The organism is Aeromonas intestinalis (assembly GCF_054052485.1).
The window spans coordinates 1-15,614 of the sequence record NZ_JBSTYK010000011.1; the positions used below are offsets into that span (position 1 = coordinate 1).

Annotated in this window: 16 protein-coding genes; 8 read left to right on the forward strand and 8 right to left on the reverse strand. The window is 62.3% G+C overall.

Annotated elements, in window-relative coordinates:
* Window positions 1-139 precede the first annotated feature (139 nt).
* Complete coding sequence (locus ACW5W7_RS14670; protein ID WP_349921731.1) at window positions 140-598, reverse strand: TlpA family protein disulfide reductase; 459 nt, start codon at window positions 596-598, stop codon at window positions 140-142.
* An 87-nt stretch (window positions 599-685) separates the two neighbouring features.
* Between ACW5W7_RS14670 and arsC the strand changes: the two genes are divergently transcribed.
* The 3 genes from arsC (at window position 686) to ACW5W7_RS14685 (ending at window position 2,698) form a co-directional block, all read left to right on the forward strand.
* On the forward strand, window positions 686-1,036 hold the full coding sequence (arsC, locus tag ACW5W7_RS14675; protein WP_456502181.1) for an arsenate reductase (glutaredoxin): 351 nt from the start codon (window positions 686-688) through the stop codon (window positions 1,034-1,036).
* Window positions 1,033-1,413: a DUF2069 domain-containing protein gene (locus ACW5W7_RS14680; RefSeq protein WP_456502182.1), complete on the forward strand. Its 381-nt coding sequence runs from the start codon at window positions 1,033-1,035 to the stop codon at window positions 1,411-1,413. The genes arsC and ACW5W7_RS14680 overlap by 4 nt, the downstream gene beginning before the upstream one ends.
* 223 nt (window positions 1,414-1,636) lie before the next feature.
* On the forward strand, window positions 1,637-2,698 hold the full coding sequence (locus ACW5W7_RS14685) for a linear amide C-N hydrolase (protein ID WP_456502183.1): 1,062 nt from the start codon (window positions 1,637-1,639) through the stop codon (window positions 2,696-2,698).
* Window positions 2,699-2,737: 39 nt separating this feature from the next.
* On the opposite strand, the gene ACW5W7_RS14690 is transcribed toward ACW5W7_RS14685, so the two are convergent.
* On the reverse strand, window positions 2,738-3,343 hold the full coding sequence (locus tag ACW5W7_RS14690; RefSeq protein WP_456502184.1) for an acyl carrier protein phosphodiesterase: 606 nt from the start codon (window positions 3,341-3,343) through the stop codon (window positions 2,738-2,740).
* 164 nt (window positions 3,344-3,507) lie between these two features.
* On the opposite strand from ACW5W7_RS14690, the gene iadA reads away from it, so the two are divergent.
* A complete protein-coding gene (gene iadA / locus ACW5W7_RS14695) occupies window positions 3,508-4,638 on the forward strand; it encodes a beta-aspartyl-peptidase (RefSeq protein ID WP_456502185.1) in 1,131 nt (376 codons plus the stop codon).
* Between the two features lie 85 nt (window positions 4,639-4,723).
* On the opposite strand, the gene ACW5W7_RS14700 is transcribed toward iadA, so the two are convergent.
* Window positions 4,724-5,626, reverse strand: a complete 903-nt coding sequence (locus tag ACW5W7_RS14700; RefSeq protein ID WP_456502186.1) for a lysine exporter LysO family protein — start codon at window positions 5,624-5,626, stop codon at window positions 4,724-4,726.
* Between the two features lie 534 nt (window positions 5,627-6,160).
* Here ACW5W7_RS14700 and ACW5W7_RS14705 point away from each other — a divergent pair.
* The 4 genes from ACW5W7_RS14705 (at window position 6,161) to ACW5W7_RS14720 (ending at window position 9,428) form a co-directional block, all read left to right on the forward strand.
* Entirely contained in the window at window positions 6,161-6,931 is a 771-nt protein-coding gene (locus tag ACW5W7_RS14705) for an ABC transporter ATP-binding protein (protein ID WP_349921738.1), read from the forward strand.
* 64 nt (window positions 6,932-6,995) lie between these two features.
* The gene (locus ACW5W7_RS14710) at window positions 6,996-7,769 is read left to right on the forward strand and encodes an ABC transporter substrate-binding protein (protein WP_100859508.1); all 774 of its coding nucleotides are present in this window, start codon (window positions 6,996-6,998) and stop codon (window positions 7,767-7,769) included.
* 222 nt (window positions 7,770-7,991) lie between these two features.
* On the forward strand, window positions 7,992-8,732 hold the full coding sequence (locus tag ACW5W7_RS14715) for an ABC transporter permease (RefSeq protein WP_456502187.1): 741 nt from the start codon (window positions 7,992-7,994) through the stop codon (window positions 8,730-8,732).
* A 3-nt stretch (window positions 8,733-8,735) separates the two neighbouring features.
* Complete coding sequence (locus ACW5W7_RS14720; RefSeq protein WP_349921740.1) at window positions 8,736-9,428, forward strand: ABC transporter permease; 693 nt, start codon at window positions 8,736-8,738, stop codon at window positions 9,426-9,428.
* 72 nt (window positions 9,429-9,500) lie between these two features.
* Here the strand turns inward: ACW5W7_RS14720 and ACW5W7_RS14725 are convergent, their stop codons facing one another.
* The 5 genes from ACW5W7_RS14725 to ACW5W7_RS14745 form a co-directional block, all read right to left on the reverse strand.
* Complete coding sequence (locus ACW5W7_RS14725; protein ID WP_349921741.1) at window positions 9,501-10,142, reverse strand: energy-coupling factor ABC transporter permease; 642 nt, start codon at window positions 10,140-10,142, stop codon at window positions 9,501-9,503.
* Between the two features lie 77 nt (window positions 10,143-10,219).
* The gene (pflA, locus tag ACW5W7_RS14730) at window positions 10,220-10,999 is read right to left on the reverse strand and encodes a pyruvate formate lyase 1-activating protein (RefSeq protein WP_349921742.1); all 780 of its coding nucleotides are present in this window, start codon (window positions 10,997-10,999) and stop codon (window positions 10,220-10,222) included.
* 76 nt (window positions 11,000-11,075) lie between these two features.
* Window positions 11,076-14,012, reverse strand: a complete 2,937-nt coding sequence (locus ACW5W7_RS14735; protein WP_456502188.1) for a putative bifunctional diguanylate cyclase/phosphodiesterase — start codon at window positions 14,010-14,012, stop codon at window positions 11,076-11,078.
* A gap of 152 nt (window positions 14,013-14,164) precedes the next feature.
* Window positions 14,165-14,584 (reverse strand): ion channel, encoded by a 420-nt coding sequence (locus ACW5W7_RS14740; protein WP_456502189.1) that lies wholly within the window; start codon window positions 14,582-14,584, stop codon window positions 14,165-14,167.
* A 1-nt stretch (window position 14,585) separates the two neighbouring features.
* A complete protein-coding gene (locus ACW5W7_RS14745) occupies window positions 14,586-15,614 on the reverse strand; it encodes a hypothetical protein (protein ID WP_456502190.1) in 1,029 nt (342 codons plus the stop codon).

The following is a 15,614-nucleotide window of genomic DNA, read 5'->3' on the forward strand; positions in this document are numbered from 1 at the left end:
GTTTTATGGGGTCCCCGGGGGGGGGTTTTTGACCGGGGGGGCCCCCCAGCCGGGCCCCCCCGTCTCGTTTTATTGGACACTCATGCTGCCATTGATGCCTGTTGAAGAGGGCTTGCTAGGTCAATGTGATGATTGGTAGCTACTGATGCTGCCGGGGTGTGACTGTCCGGGCTTTTATCTCGGCCAATTTCTGCTCGTCCAGCTCCCCGACCAGGGTCTCCAGCAGCTCGCCTTCGGCACTGAGCAGGTAGCTGGTGGGCAGCATGGCGGGGCGGGGGAAGGGGAGGCGTGACTCATCTGCCGGGATCAGCAGGGGCACGGTTATCCCGTGCTGGCGGGCGAGCGCGGTCAGCTCGGCGGGGGTGGCGGCATCATAGTTGATGGCGATCACCCCTATCTCCCCTTGCTGCTGCAGGGCCGCCAGCAGCGGCATCTCCCGCAGGCAGGGGGGGCACCAGGGGGCGAAGTAATTGACCAGCAGCGGCTTGCCGGTGAAGTCGTCGAGGGTCACTGCTTGCCCCCCGGCGTCGGTGAAGCGCGGCGCCGGCGAGCAGGCCGTCAGCAGAGCGGCCACAATCAGCCAACAAATTCGTTTCATTTCTGGCACCCTTGCCCTTACCCTCATCCGACGTTTCCCCTACAATAGCGCGGTTTCTTGTCCCATCAGTCATATCAGGGAGTTACCATGAGCGAGACCCAAATCTACCACAATCCGCGCTGCTCAAAGAGCCGTGAAACCCTGGCGCTGCTGGAGCAGCACGGGATCGCCCCTGATGTGGTGCTCTATCTGGAACAGGCGCCGAGCGAGGCGCAGATCCGCACCCTGCTGAGCCAGCTCGGCTTCAGCGATCCGCGCCAGCTGATGCGCACCAAGGAGGATCTCTACAAGGAGCTGGGGCTGGCCGAACAAGAAGGCGATGCCCTGATCGCCGCCATGCACCGGCATCCCAAGCTCATCGAGCGCCCCATCGTCATCAGGAACGGGCAGGCCCGCATCGGCCGCCCCCCCGAGCTGGTGCTGGAGATCCTCAAGTGAGCACCCGCTTCGCCCGTCTGCTGACCCTGACCAGCTTCTTCGGTCTGCTGGGATGGGTCCTGCTGTGGCATCTGTGGCTCTCTCCCCATCCGGATCTCAACCCCTGGTTGCTGCCGGTGATCTGGACGGTGCCCCTGCTGTTCCCCCTAAAGGGCATAGTGCAGGGCAACCCCTACACCCACGCCTGGGGCAACTTCGTGCTGATGCCCTATTTCCTGCACGCCCTGACGCTCATCACCACGGACGAGGGGGAGCGCTGGCTGGCGGTGGTGGAGCTGGTGTTCACCACCCTGGCCTTCATCGGCACCATCTACTACGCCCGCCTGCGTGGCCGCGAGCTGGGTCTCAGTATCCGCAAGAAGAAAGAGTCGAGCTGACAGAGCCTGACCATCAAACCGGACCACGCGTCCGGTTTTTTTGGCGCCATCCGTCAGCTATTGACCCTGACAGCCTCTCCTCCCCCACCTCCAAAGAGGTATGGTGATAAAATAAAGCCTCGGCCGGAGCTTGACTGCCCTCTGTATTGATCAGGCTCCTGAACGTCATCCACGGGATGACCTGATGAGTCGGGTGCCCCTGGCCCCGATCTGCGAGACCTCTATGACAATCCAACTTGCTCCTCTCTTTCGACACTCCCTGTTGACCCTGGCGCTGGCCTGCTCGGTCGGTGGCGCGGCGCAGGCCTGCACCCGCGCCCTCTATCAGGGGGAGGATGGCCTCATCGTCACGGGGCGCACCATGGACTGGCGCACCGCCATGCCCACCAACCTCTGGTCGCTGCCACGGGGCATCAGCCGGGACGGCGCCGCTGGCCCCAATTCGCTGAAATGGCAGGCTCGTTATGGCTCCGTGGTGGCGGCGGGGTTTGATGCGGGCACGGCGGATGGCATGAACGAGCGGGGGCTGGTGGCGAACCTGCTCTATCTGACCGAATCGGAGTATGTGACCCCGAGCGCCGCAGACAAGCGCAAGACCCTCTCCATCTCCCTCTGGGCCCAGTATGTGCTGGACAACTTCGCCACCGTGGACGAGGCGGTGACGGCGCTCGCGAAGGATGAATTCTACGTGATGACCGGCATGACGCCGGATGGGCGACCGGCCCAGTTGCACCTCTCCCTCTCGGATGCGAGCGGCGACTCGGCCATCTTCCAGTATGTGGGCGGCAAGTTGCAGATCCATCACGACCGCAGCTATCAGGTGATGACCAACTCCCCCACCTTCGACAAGCAGCTGGCCCTCAACGACTACTGGGAAGAGATCGGGGGGCTGACCATGTTGCCTGGCACCAACCGTTCGGCGGATCGCTTCGCGCGCGCCTCCTTCTACATCAAGACCCTGCCCAAGACCAACAAGATGGAGCAGGGGGTGGCCGGGGTGATGAGCGTGATGCGCAACGTCTCCGTCCCCATGGGGATCAGCACGCCGGATCAGCCCAACATTTCTACCACATTGTGGCGCAGCGTGGCGGATCAACAGCATCGCCGCTACTTCTTCGAGCTGACCAACCTGCCCAACACCTTCTGGGTGAGCATGGACAAGCTGGATCTCAAGGAAGGGGCCGCGGTGAAGAAGCTGGGGCTGACCGAGGGACAGCTCTATGCGGGAGAGACCGCGGAGAAGTTTGTGGCCAGCAAGCCGTTTGTCTTCCAGCCAGCGATCTGAATCGCACGCAGATAAAAAAACGCCCATTGGGGCGTTTTTTTATGGGTGCTTGCCCCGCCGATAGGCCGCCAGTTGCTGCTCGCTGGCGGCCATCAACTCGGGGTAGAAGCGCAGAAAGCCCTGCTCACTGGCCCGCCACTGCGCCGCATCCAGGGTGAGGATCGCCTCCCCGAGGGGCAGGGGCCGGCGCAACCGGCGTCCGATACCATCGAGGGCCTGGGCCAGTCCTTCCTTGTGGTGGTACGACGCTATCCAGTCCTGCTCCGCCATCCGTCTGAGAGGCAGGGGCAAGCCCTGGGGCAGGCGCGCATCATCGGCCAGCAGGCGACCATAGCTCTCCCGCAGAAAATCGGGTTGAGGGAGGCTTGCGTAGCGGGACCAGTGTCGGCAGAGCCAGTGGTCATAGAGCATGTCCACCAGAATGCCGCCGAAGCGGCGCCAGGGGGCCTCGAAGCGGGCGACCGCGGCCCTGTGCTCGGGGTGGGCATCGGTGAAGGCATCTATCTTGCGGTGCAGCCAGATCCCCTCGTCCAGATCGGGCCCGAGCTGGCTCGGGAGCGAGCCCTTGACGAAGTCCCCCAGCAGGTTGCCGGTGAGGGAGCTCTGGGTGTGGGCGGCCAGGTGCAGGTGAGCCAGATAGTTCATGGGAGCGATATCGACCAGCGAAGATTGCAGGTGAGCCTAGCGGATCTGTGCGGCTTTGCCTATGGGCAACACGACGTGAGCCCTTCCCCTGGCGTGCCAAAGGTGGGTTAATGACGCTTCCCGCCTCGCCGGCTTCCAGACAATGTTTCGCAAGGAGTGATCCCATGTTGACCCTGATCGAAGGTGCCGAGATCTACAGTCCCCATTATCTTGGCCAGCAGGATCTGCTGGTGGCCGATGGCCGCATCGCCTGGGTAGGCAAAGGGTTGGATGTGCCCGCCAACTGGCCGCTGGTACGGGTGGATGGCCGTGGCCACTACCTGGTGCCGGGCTTGGTGGATCCCTTGGCCCACATCACCGGCGGTGGCGGTGAGGGGGGCTTTGGTTTTCGCACCCCCGAGCTGGCGGCGGGAGAAGCCCTGCAGGCGGGTGTCACCACCCTGGTGGCGGCGCTGGGTACCGACAGCCTGACCCGGAGCCCATCCCAGGTGCTCGGCAAGGTGCGCGAATTCAACGCCGCCGGGGTGAGCGCCTTCATGTACACCGGCTCCTACCATCTGCCGGTCAAGACGCTCACCGGTTCGGTGGAATCCGACATCATGCTGATCCCCGAGGTGCTGGGGGTGGGGGAGGTCGCCATCAGCGATCACCGCTCCAGCGCGCCCACCCATGACGAGCTGGCCCGGCTGGTGAGCGAGGCGCGGGTGGCGGGGCTGCTGTCGGGCAAGAGCGGAGTCAGCTTCTTTCATCTGGGGGATGGCAAGGGGGCGCTCGCCCCCCTGCGGGCCCTGCGCGATAACACCGACATCCCGTTGCGCCAGCTCTATCCGACCCACTGCAACCGCAACCCCTGGCTGTTTGCCGACGCCATCGACTGGGGCAAGGCGGGAGGCTGGGTCGATCTCACCACCTCGAGCTTCCCCGACCTGCTGGAGGATGGGGAGCGGCTGGCGGCGGATGCATTGGTGGAGCTGCTGGCCGCCGGTGTGCCTGCCGATCGCATCAGTTTCAGCTCGGATGCCAACGCCAGCCTGCCGCGCTTCGATGGCGAAGGGCGGCTCATCGAGCTGCGCTGCGGCCAGATTGGCAGCCTGTGGCAGGCGTGCGTCAAGGCGCGGGTGCTGGGCGTGGCGTGGGAGATGGCCCTCGGGGTCGTGACGGTGAATCCGGCGAGGGCGCTCGGTCTTGCAGGCAAGGGAGTGATCGCTCCCGGCAAGGATGCGGATCTGCTGCTGGTAGACCCACAAACCATGGCCATCAGACGGGTGATGAGCGCCGGTCAGTGGCGAGTGTGACTTGCCCGGTATGCACCACTCTCTTGAAGAAGTAAAAAGCCCGGCAGCGATGCCGGGCTTTTTCGCAGGAGAGAGGAGGGCGAGGTCAGATAGCCAGGAAACCCAGGATCAGGATGGGGCCGAGCAGACTCAGAATAAAGCCCGAAACGATGGCTACCGGCACCACCTGGATACCCCCTGATTTCTGGATCACCGGCAGGGTGAAGTCCAGTGCCGTGGCGCCCCCATAGCCGATGGCGGCGGAGGGGTGGCGGCGCATCAGCACCGGAATGATGAGGATGGCGATGAGTTCGCGACCGAGATCGTTGATGAAGGCGGCGGAGCCGAGCACCGGCCCGAGCTTGTCCGCCACCAGGATGCCGGAGAGGGAATACCAGCCGAAGCTGGAGGCGAGCGCCAGGGCGTGACTCCAGGGCATGGCCAGCAGTTGGGCTGCCAGCAGGCTGCCGACCCAGCTGCTCAAGATCACGGTGGCGGCTATCTTCATGCCCCAGGGATTGAGGAGGATCTGGCGCAGCCGCATGCCGGAGTTGCGCATCTGGATGCCGATGAGCAGCAGCAACAACATCAGCGCCCACTCGCTGAGCTTGTCGATGGGCAGGGCGCGCAAGTCTACCAGCAGGCCGAGCCCGACCCCTGCCAGCACCACGAAGCAGAGCTGCAGTGATTCCCACAGCAGGTGCCACTTGCTCGGCATCTTGCCGTCGCTGGCCTCGTGGGTGGGCGGGCTGCGTCTGTCCAGCCACCAGAGCGCCAGCAGGTTGCAGGCGGTGATGGCCCCGAGCATGATGGCCGCCACCTTGAAGATCACTCCCAGGTTGGTGCCGAGGTTCTCCACATAGGCGAGCCCCAGCCCCATCAGGAACAGGATAAGGTAGACCATCTTGCCGAGGGACTGGTTGACCAGCCTGATGAGCCGAGCGGAAGATAGGGGGACAAGATAGCCGATCACCAGCGGCAGCAGGATCAGCAACACATTCAGCAACATTGGGGCCTCGGTCACAAAACTTGGAAAAACGACACACTATCACTTCTTATTGCACAAGGGTCACAAATCCAGTGGTTTGAGCGGCTCATGCGAGGCTTTTTTACCATATTGTTGTGATTTCTGGGTAGTCTCGAATGGAAAAGTAGTCACATTCTGGCAACGTCATCGCCAGTAAAATCAATTTCATCCTTCGAAAAGTGCCAGATGGCAGAGCGCAAGGGTGGTGAATAAAGTTGTTCTGGTCGTGATTTCGACCTGATCGCGAAATTTTCTTGCCACTCGTGCATTGGGGGTATAAAAATGCGGTATTCGGCGCATGACAAAACTCGGATTTTATGCAGACAAACTGCTGAAAAAACCGTTAATGACCAATAAAAATACAGATAAAACACCAAATACCTCGGTTCTGTATTGTTTTTTGACTACCTGAGTGATATTTTCGCTGGAGGTTGCCATCGGTTAACGATTTGTTAAATGGACGATGGTTTGAGTCACGCCCAACGGGGCGTCTAGGGACAGACAAGGTTGTAATGGATGAGCGACGTCGCCGCACTGGAAGTTCGTGATCTGCACAAGTATTTTGGCACCCACGAAGTGCTCAAGGGCATCGATATGACCGCCCACAAGGGGGATGTCATCTCCCTGATCGGCTCCTCGGGTTCGGGGAAGTCGACCTTTCTGCGCTGCATCAATTTATTGGAAACTCCCTCGGCCGGTACCGTATCCCTGCACGGTGAACTCATTCGCATGAAGAGCAATCGTGCTGGCGAACGCCTGCCGGAGGACATGCGCCAGGTGGAGCGGATCCGCAGCCGGCTGGCCATGGTGTTTCAGAGCTTCAATCTCTGGTCCCACATGACCATCATGCAAAACATCATCGAAGTCCCCATCCAGGTGCTCAAGGTGCCCCGTGCCGAGGCCATCGCCAAGGCGGAGCATCTGCTCAACCGGGTGGGACTCTGGGAGCGCCGTGACTATTACCCCGGCCACCTCTCCGGCGGCCAGCAGCAGCGTGCGGCCATTGCCCGTGCGCTGGCGGTGGACCCCGATGTGATGCTGTTCGACGAGCCCACCTCGGCACTCGATCCTGAACTGGTGGGGGAGGTACTCGGCCTGATGCGCGAGCTGGCCGAAGAGGGGCGCACCATGCTGGTGGTGACCCACGAGATGTCATTTGCCCGGGATGTATCGAACAAGGTGATGTTCCTGCATCAGGGGCGGGTGGAGGAGGAGGGCAATCCCAAGGAGATTTTTGCCCACCCCAAGTCGGAGCGATTCAAACAATTCATCTCCTCCATCTATTGATGGCGGGCGTTATTTTCAACAAGCTGCACTTTCAACGATCGACGTGTTTATCAAGGAGAGATACATGAACAAGCTGATGCTGGCGACTGCCATTGTGACCGCCCTGTCTTCCGGCAGCCTGATGGCCAAGGAGTGGAAAGAGGTGCGGATCGGGGTTGAGGGTGCCTACCCCCCCTTCTCCTGGACCGAGCCGAGCGGCGAGGTGAAAGGCTTTGACATCGACATCGCCAACGCCCTGTGCGAAGAGATGAAGGTCAAGTGTACCCTGATCAAACAGGACTGGGATGGCATCATCCCGGCGCTGCTGTCGCGCAAGTACGACGCCATCATTGCCACCATGGACATCACCGAAGAGCGCAAGAAGAAGGTGGACTTCACCCAGAAGTACCAGCACATTCCGGCCCGCTTCGCGGCCAAGAAGGGCACCGAGGTGAAACTGGAGAAAGCCTTCATGGATGGCAAGACCATCGCCGTGCAGCGCGCCACCTCCATGGATACCTACATCACCGACAACTTCCCCAATGCCACCATCAAGCGCTACGGCACCGCCGACGAGGCCTATCTCGACTTGAAATCCGGCCGGGTTGACTACGTGATGGCCGATTCTGCCGCCATCAGCGACGGTCTGCTGAAGAAAGAAGGGGGTGATGCCTTCGAGTTCGTCGGCCCGAAACTGACCGATCCCAAGTGGTTTGGCGAGGGTGCCGGCATCGCGGTGCGCAAGGCTGACAAGGATCTGAAAGAGAAATTCAACGCCGCCATCCTGGCACTGCGTGCGAATGGCAAGTACAAGGCCATCAACGACAAGTACTTCGACTTCGACGTCTACGGCGAATAACGACCATTCGGGTGGTGGTCCCGTCGATGGGGCTGCCGCCAGTCGTCATCAGGCCCGTTGGCTCCCGCCGGGAGTGGCGGGCCTACTTGATTGCAATGAAGCTGTATCTGGTTGATTTGACAATGCGGCCTCGTCGAACACGATGCGACGGGTGGCATGACATGGATCTGACAAGGATATGAAGCTGCTGATTGAGCCCACTCAATGGCGATGGAGCCGCATATGTTTGACTTGAAAGGATACGAATCCTCCCTGCTGGAGGGGGCCTGGGTCACCTTGGAAGTGGCGCTCGCCTCCCTGCTGCTGGCCCTGCTGCTCGGCATGCTGGGGGCGCTGGCAAAACTCTCTCCCTACCGCTGGGCGCGCGGAATAGCCGCCGGCTACACCACCCTCATTCGCGGCATACCTGATCTGGTGCTGATGATGCTGCTGTTCTTCGGCGGCCAGGTGCTCATCAACAACTTCTGCACCTGGGTCAACGAGAGCTACAACAACTATCTGCTGGCGAGCAATCCGGACCAGGAATGGGTCTCCTTGCTGCCGGATTACATCGACATCAGCCCCTTTGCGGCCGGGGTCGCCACCATCGGCTTCATCTTCGGCGCCTACATGACCGAAACCTTCCGCGGTGCCATCCTGGCGGTGGACAAGGGAGAGCTCGAGGCCGCTCGCGCCTTCGGCATGCGGGCTCGCCAGGTGTTTGTGCGGATCCTCTTCCCCCAGATGATGCGCCACGCCCTGCCGGGCTTTGGCAACAACTGGCTGGTGCTGCTTAAGACCACGGCGCTGGTCTCCATCATCGGGCTCGATGACATGGTGCGCAAGGCGTCGCTGGCGGCGGGTTCGACCCAGTTGCCCTTCACCTTCTACATGGCCGTGGCGCTGATCTTCCTGGTCTTCACCGCCGTCTCCACCTCGGCGCTCAAGTGGGCCGAACGTCACTACGCCATCAAAACGAGGTAAGCCATGGACTTCTCAATCATCCTCAAGGAGTGGCCCACCTACTGGCAGGGGCTCTACACCACGGTATTGCTGGTGGCGGGCTCCCTTGCACTCGGGTTGGCGCTGGCCATTCCCCTCGGCATCTTGCGCAACAGCCGCAACTGGCTGATCAAGGGGCCGATCTGGGCCTATATCTACTTCTTCCGTGGCACCCCGCTGCTGGTGCAACTGTTCATCATCTACTACGGCGCCGCCCAGTGGGAGTGGCTCAGAAACAGCATCGCCTGGGATCTGTTCGCCCAGGCCTGGTTCTGCGCCCTGCTGGCGTTCACCCTGAACACCGGTGCCTATACCGCCGAGATCGTGCGTGGGGCCGTGATGAACATGCCCAAGGGACAGATTGAAGCGGCCAATGCCTTTGGCATGACCCGCTGGCAGACCCTCACCCGCATCATCCTGCCAAACTCCTTCCGCCGTGCGCTGCCCGCCTACAGCAACGAGGTGATCTTCATGCTGCAGGGCTCGGCGGTGGCGGGCATCGTCACCATCGTCGATCTCACCGGCGCGGCGCGGATCATCAACTCCCGCTATTACAGCCCGTTCGAGGCCTTCCTGACCGCAGGCCTGCTCTATATGCTGCTGACCTTCGTCATCGTCTGGCTGTTCAAGAAGTGGGAAGCTCGCTGGCACGCCCACCTGCGCCCCCGCAGCGTGTGACCAAACAGGCGCGCCAGAATCAACAAAGCCCGCAACTGCGGGCTTTGTTGTTCATGTTTCCAGAATAATGGCTCAGCGCCCCAGATATTCCCGATCGAAGAAGGTATTGACCCAATGGGGGCGGTAGACGGCGAGCAGGGTCATGGCCATGCCGTTGAGCAGGGCCTCGGGGAAGAGCAGCAGTGGCCAGATGGAGAGATAGTCGCTGCTGATGGTTTGCCAGCCGTATCGGCCATCCAGTCCCATCCAGAGGGCGCTGGCGATCACCTTGACCGAGATGGCGAGCGCACCGCCGAGGAAGGCGGCCACGAACAGGTAGACAAACAGGTGGCGGGGCAGCCAGGCCCAGCTCGCCAGAAAGAGCAGCCAGCTGGTGGCGACCGGCAGGGCGATGCCAAGCAGCGCCTGCCAGCCAAAGTCCGCCAGGTCCGTGACGCCGAAGCAGCCGAGGATCAGCAGGGTGAGGCTGGGTGCCAGCAGGGCGAGGCGCCAGCCCAGCAGCAGGGTCAGGGCGGTCAGGCCCAGAAAATGGATCTCGAGTCCCTCGTGCAATCCCGCCCGCAGCACCCAGAGGGGGATCAGGGCGATGGCGCTGCCGAGGCAAAGGTGCTGATAGAGAGGGTTGGCATGGAGGGTGCGCAGCAGCGGGCCATTCAGGCTGAAGGCGAGCAGTACCAGCCAGAGTAGCAGGGCGGCGACTTGTCCGTCAGTCATGGCAGCGTCCTTGGCCTGTGACGAGGGAGGGGGCGGATGAAGAAAAGGGCTGACCCGAGAGGGCCAGCCCTTTGTCATCAATATTTGACGTTGGGGTGGTACTTGCCAAGGATGGCCTGGACCCTGTCCATGGTCTCCTTGCTGGGGGGCTTGATCCCGGTGAGATCATAGTGATCGCCCAGCACGTCCCATTTGTGTTTGCCAAGCTCGTGGTAGGGCAACAGCTCCACCTTCTCCACGCACTCCCCCAGCTCGGCGATGAACTGGCCGAGCCCCTCGGCACTCTCGTCATCGTCGGACCAGGTGGGCACCACCACGTAGCGGATCCACATGGTCTGACCCCTGGCTGCCAGGTAGCGGGCAAATTCCAGGGTGTACTTGTTGCTGACGTGGGTGAGGGGAATGTGTTTCTCGTCGTTGATCTGCTTGATGTCGAGCAGTACCAGATCGGTGTTGTCCAGCACCCGGTCGAGCAGTTCATCGTAGTGGCGCACGAAACCGTTGGTGTCGAGGCAGGTGTGGATCCCTTGTGCCTTGCAGGCGCTGAACAGCTCGGCGATGAACTCCTGTTGCAGCATGGCTTCCCCACCGGAGGCGGTGACGCCACCGCCGGAGGCATTCATGAAGTGGCGATAGCTGGTGAGATCCTTCATCAGTTCGGGCACCGTCACCTCGCGACCGCCCTGGGTGTCCCAGGTGTCCCGGTTGTGACAATACTTGCAGCGCATCAGGCAGCCTTGCATGAACACGATGAAGCGGATGCCGGGGCCATCGACGGTGCCGCAGGTCTCAACGGAATGGATACGGCCAATAACGTCGGTGCTGCTGATGGCCGGGATCCGGTTTGTGACTGACATAGACGACTCCAATAGTTCGTGCTGGGGGCGAGCAGGTCGTTATTTTATTACAAAAGGCCCTATAAATCCTACCTGTTTAGCCCAGGGGGCTCGCACCGAGCAGACTCTCCAGCGCCTTGACCGGCAGGGGACGGCTGGTCAGGAAGCCTTGATAATGCTGGCACCCCAGCCCCTTGAGGACGCCAAGCTGCTCTTCATCCTCCACCCCCTCGGCGGTCACGGTGAAGCGAAACACCTTGGCCAAATCCAGGATGGCCTTGACGATGGCCCTGTCCTGTTCGCTGTGCACCAGCGTCTGGATGAAGCTCCTGTCCAGTTTGACCTCATCGGCGGGCAAATCGCGCAAATAGGCGAGGGAGGAGTAGCCGGTGCCAAAATCATCGATGGAGATGAGGATGCCGAGGGCTTTCAGTTGGCGGATCCTAGCAATACTCTCCAGCCGGTTTTCCAGCACCACGGACTCGGTTACCTCCAGCAGCAGGCGGGAAGGGGGCACCCCGGTGTCGCGCAATATGTACTCCACTTGCTGCACGAAGCCGGTGGTGTGGAATTGACGAGCGCTGACGTTGACCGACAGGTGAGGAATGGCGAGGCCGTTGTTGAGCCAGAAACTGTATTGGGCGCAGGCGGTCTTCATCACCCAGTAGCCGATCTCCTGAATGAGCGTGGTCTCCTCGGCGACCGGAATGAAGTCGCCGGGCGGCACCATGGTGCCGTCGCTCTTCTGCCAGCGCACCAGGGCCTCCACCCCGGAGAGGCTGCCATTGTCGACCCGGTATTGAGGTTGGTAGTGCAGCACCAGTTCGTTGTTGCGAAGGGCGTCCCGCAGCTGGTTGTTCAGGGCCAGCTTGCTTTTCTCCTTCTCCGCCATGGCTTCGCTGAAGAAGACATAGTTGCCCTGGCCGGCCCGCTTGGCCATGTGGGCGGCGGTATCGGCCTGCTGCATCAGGACGAGGTGATCCTTGTCCTCGTCGCTGAAGAGGCTGATCCCCACCGAGGCGCTGCAGTGCAGCTTGTGATCCCCCACGTCGAAGGGGTTGCGGAACATCCCCATCAGCTCGCGGGCGAAGTGCTCCGCCAGGATCTTGGCGGTCACATACCCCTGGCCGAGGGCGGTGAACAGCAGGGCAAACTCATCCCCCGAGGTGCGGGCCAGCACCAGATTCTCCTGAGGCAGGGACTTGAGTCTGATCACCACGGCCTGGAGCAGCAGATCGCCACAGGCGTGGCCGAGGGAGTCATTGACCGACTTGAAGTTGTCCAGATCCAGCAGCAGCAGGGCGCCCCATTGCCCGGTTGGGTTTTGCAGGGTGCGCTGCATGATGTCGTTCAGGCTGCGCCGGTTGTAGAGATCGCAGAGATCGTCGTAGTAGGCCAGGCGCTCGATATGGTGGGCCGCCTCTTTCTCGCTGCTGATGTCGTGGAAGCTGCAGACGAAATGGCTGATCTCCTCCTCTTCCTTGACCCCGGTCACCATGAGTCGAACCGGGAAGAGGTGCCCGCACTTGTGCAGGCACTGCTCCTCCCCAAGCCAGTAACCCTCGCTGTTGACGGCGGCGGTAACGTCCGCTTTCAGGCTGTCCCCATAGTAGGTCGGACGCAGCTTGGTGATGTGCAGGCCTATCATCTCATCCCCCTCGAACCCGGTGACGCGGGTGAAGGAGTCGTTGACCTTGAGAATGATGCCGTCCTGATCCATCACCAGCAGGCCGTCATGGGTGTTGAAGGCGACCTCCGCCAGGCGCAGGGCCACATCGGTGGCGAGGCGCTGCAACTCGATGGCGGCCCGTGCCCGCTGGCCGCTCAGGATATCGAGCACGGGGATGGGATCTGCGATGGGGTCATCGAGCAGCAGGGTGAGCTGGCCGAAGGGGTCTCCCGGCTGACTGGAGAGGGGGATGCCGATGTAACCCCTGGCCTTGAGGGCGTTGAGCTGCTCGGCCTGCGGGTAGCGCTGGGGCAGATCGTCGATGTAGAGGGCCTGGCCGTGACGGAAGATCTCGAGTCCGGGGCCGGCTTCCAGCCGCAGGGGTTTGACGGTGGAGAAGGTTTCTCCTTCCAGGGTGCAGCGAGGGATGATCCAGAGCTCCTGACCGCGGGGTTGGAACTCGGCGAGCCAGCCGATGCGGGCACCGCTGATGCCCATGGCCCAGTGGAGCAAGGCCCGGCAATAGTCGTGTCCCGTCTTGAGGGCGAGATCCGCGGGCGGGGTCAGGGTGGGGGCCTCGGTCATCACCGGCTCGGGTTGCCAGTGGCCGAGCAACTGGGCGCAGTGTCGCACCAGTTGCAGCGCCTCTTCGCCGGGCAGGGTCGACTCCAGGTATTCGAGACTGAGGACGCCGATGAGCTTCTCCTGCTCCAGCAGGGCGCCGTCCAGGCGGGAGCTGACATTGGCCTCCCCCAGATAGTAGTGCTGCCCCAGCATGGGCTGGTGGGCGGCCTCGGAGAAACTCAAGGCGCCGCGGGTACGCAGGGCACGGATGTAGCGGCTGTCTCCCCGGATGGGGGCAAGAGAATCCACCCCCAGGGTGAAGACGGGGGTCAGCTGCTCGCTGCCGAGGGGGCCGTTGGCCTGATAATGCCAGAGGATGAGCCGGTCGGCGCCGAGGCACTCCTTGAGGCTCTCCAGCATGGGCGCATATTGCCGTTGGCTGGCCATCTGGCTCAGACGTGGCAGCTGCAGGGCGAGGCTGGCCACGCTGTCCTGGCGCTGGGTCTGCAGGCAGATTAACCAGAAGGCATCTTGCTCATGGGAGAGTGAAATATTCCACTGCAGGTCGGCGAAGCGAACTAACAGTCTGCCGCCCTGGCCGCTGGCCAGTTTTTGCTCGATGGGCAGGCGCAAGGCCTCGGGCAACTGGGCGGGCCAGGCGTCTCTGGGCTCATCGAGCCAGTGAAGGGGCGTCTGCATCACATCGGTCAGGGCCACCAGCCGCTGGCTGCGGGTATCCAGGCGAAAGAACAGCGGCGCCGGGCTGGCGGTCGGGAGGTGACTGAGCGCGGTAGACGACATGAACGGGCACTGTCCTGTTGGGAAACGGTCGGATGGCAAGAATACTGCAAAACCGCGTCAAACAACATTTTGTTGGCGTGATGCAGGACGCACTCTGCCGCCCTGGCGGGGCTGAAAATCAGGGAGAGGTGATGTGGCCCCGCCGCTTCGCGTTATCTCGGAAATTGCTTGCGAACATGATGCTGCAGCACCGCCAGCATGCAGGCGCCGGACAGGCCAATCATCAGGGCGCCGTTGACCGCCTCCAGTGGCCCCAGCAGTCGCCACTGCGGGCTCATGACGATATCCCCGTAACCCAGGGTGGCGAAGTTGACCCCGGAGTGATAGACGGCGTCGTGCAGGGTGGAGAACTCTCCCAGCCAGAGGAAGAGCGCACCCCAGATGGCGATCTGGGCCAGGTTGCCCAGCATCACCAGGGTGATGATGCCAAACAGCGCCAACACCCCGGCGACGATGCCTTCCCGCTCGCCAAAGCGCTTGAAATAGAAGCGGATGCACCAGACCGACACCAGGGATTGCAGCAGCATGTTGGCCAGGATCACCGGGATCCCGACCAGAAAGATGGTCAACATATCACTCTCCAAGGGGTTGCTCAGCCAGGGGGCGGCCGACCGGCCACCGCTGTTCGAACAGCCAGATACAGCACCAGCCGTAGCCAGCCACCAACAGATAGAGGCCGCAGCGCATCGCCGCCGCGAGCCAGACATCCTTGCCCGCCGCGCTGTCTTCGATGGCCGGGCCGAACAAAATGATCGCCGTGATCCAGGCATTGCTCCAGAACGAGGGCGGGAAGCGGGTCGGTACCAGCCCAAACAGTCGCCGTGCCAGCCAGAGGGTCATCAGGGCCAGCATCAGCATCAACATCAGCAGTGACGGCCAGATGCCGAGCCCCATCCAGAGCGCAAAGGCCAGCAGGGCCCCCATCAGGGTCGAGCCCAACAGCTCCTTGCCCGCCGCTTTGGCGCTGAGGGCGCTGCTCTGCTGGCCCAGGGCCACCGTCTTCATCACGGCGGGAATGTAGAAGGCGGGATTGCCGAGGGCCAGCAGCCAGACCGGCAACACTATGATGACGGCTCGCAGCGCCAGCCGCTCTGGATGCTCCGGGGGAGCGGGCCTAGGCCTTGGGGCGGACTGTGTCGCCGGTCCGGGTGGAAACAGACGATGAGCCAGGGCGTTGACCAGGGTCCCCACCAGGATCCCCACCGCCATCATCTGGGCGATGGCGATGGCAAGTCGCTGCTCGATGAGGCCGGCCACCGGGATCACCGTGATGGCCATGATGAGCAGCATGGAGGCCACCCCCTTGCCCGCCATCCCCTGCAGCATCAGCAGATAGAGCAGCAGGGTGACGAGCAGCACGGCCGCCGGGGCGTAGTGGGTCAGCAGGGGCACCAGCAGCACGCCTCCCATCATCACGACCATCAGCAAGAGGCCACCCGCCAATCCCTTCTGCAAGCCCAGGGGGTCTCCCGGGCGGCACAACACCACCCAGGCCATGATGAGTCCAAGGTGGGGCATGGGCAGGGCGAGTCCGTAGCAGATCCCCGCCGCCAGCGCGATGCCGGTACCGATGCGAAGGATTGCCCTGTCGGCGTTATGCAT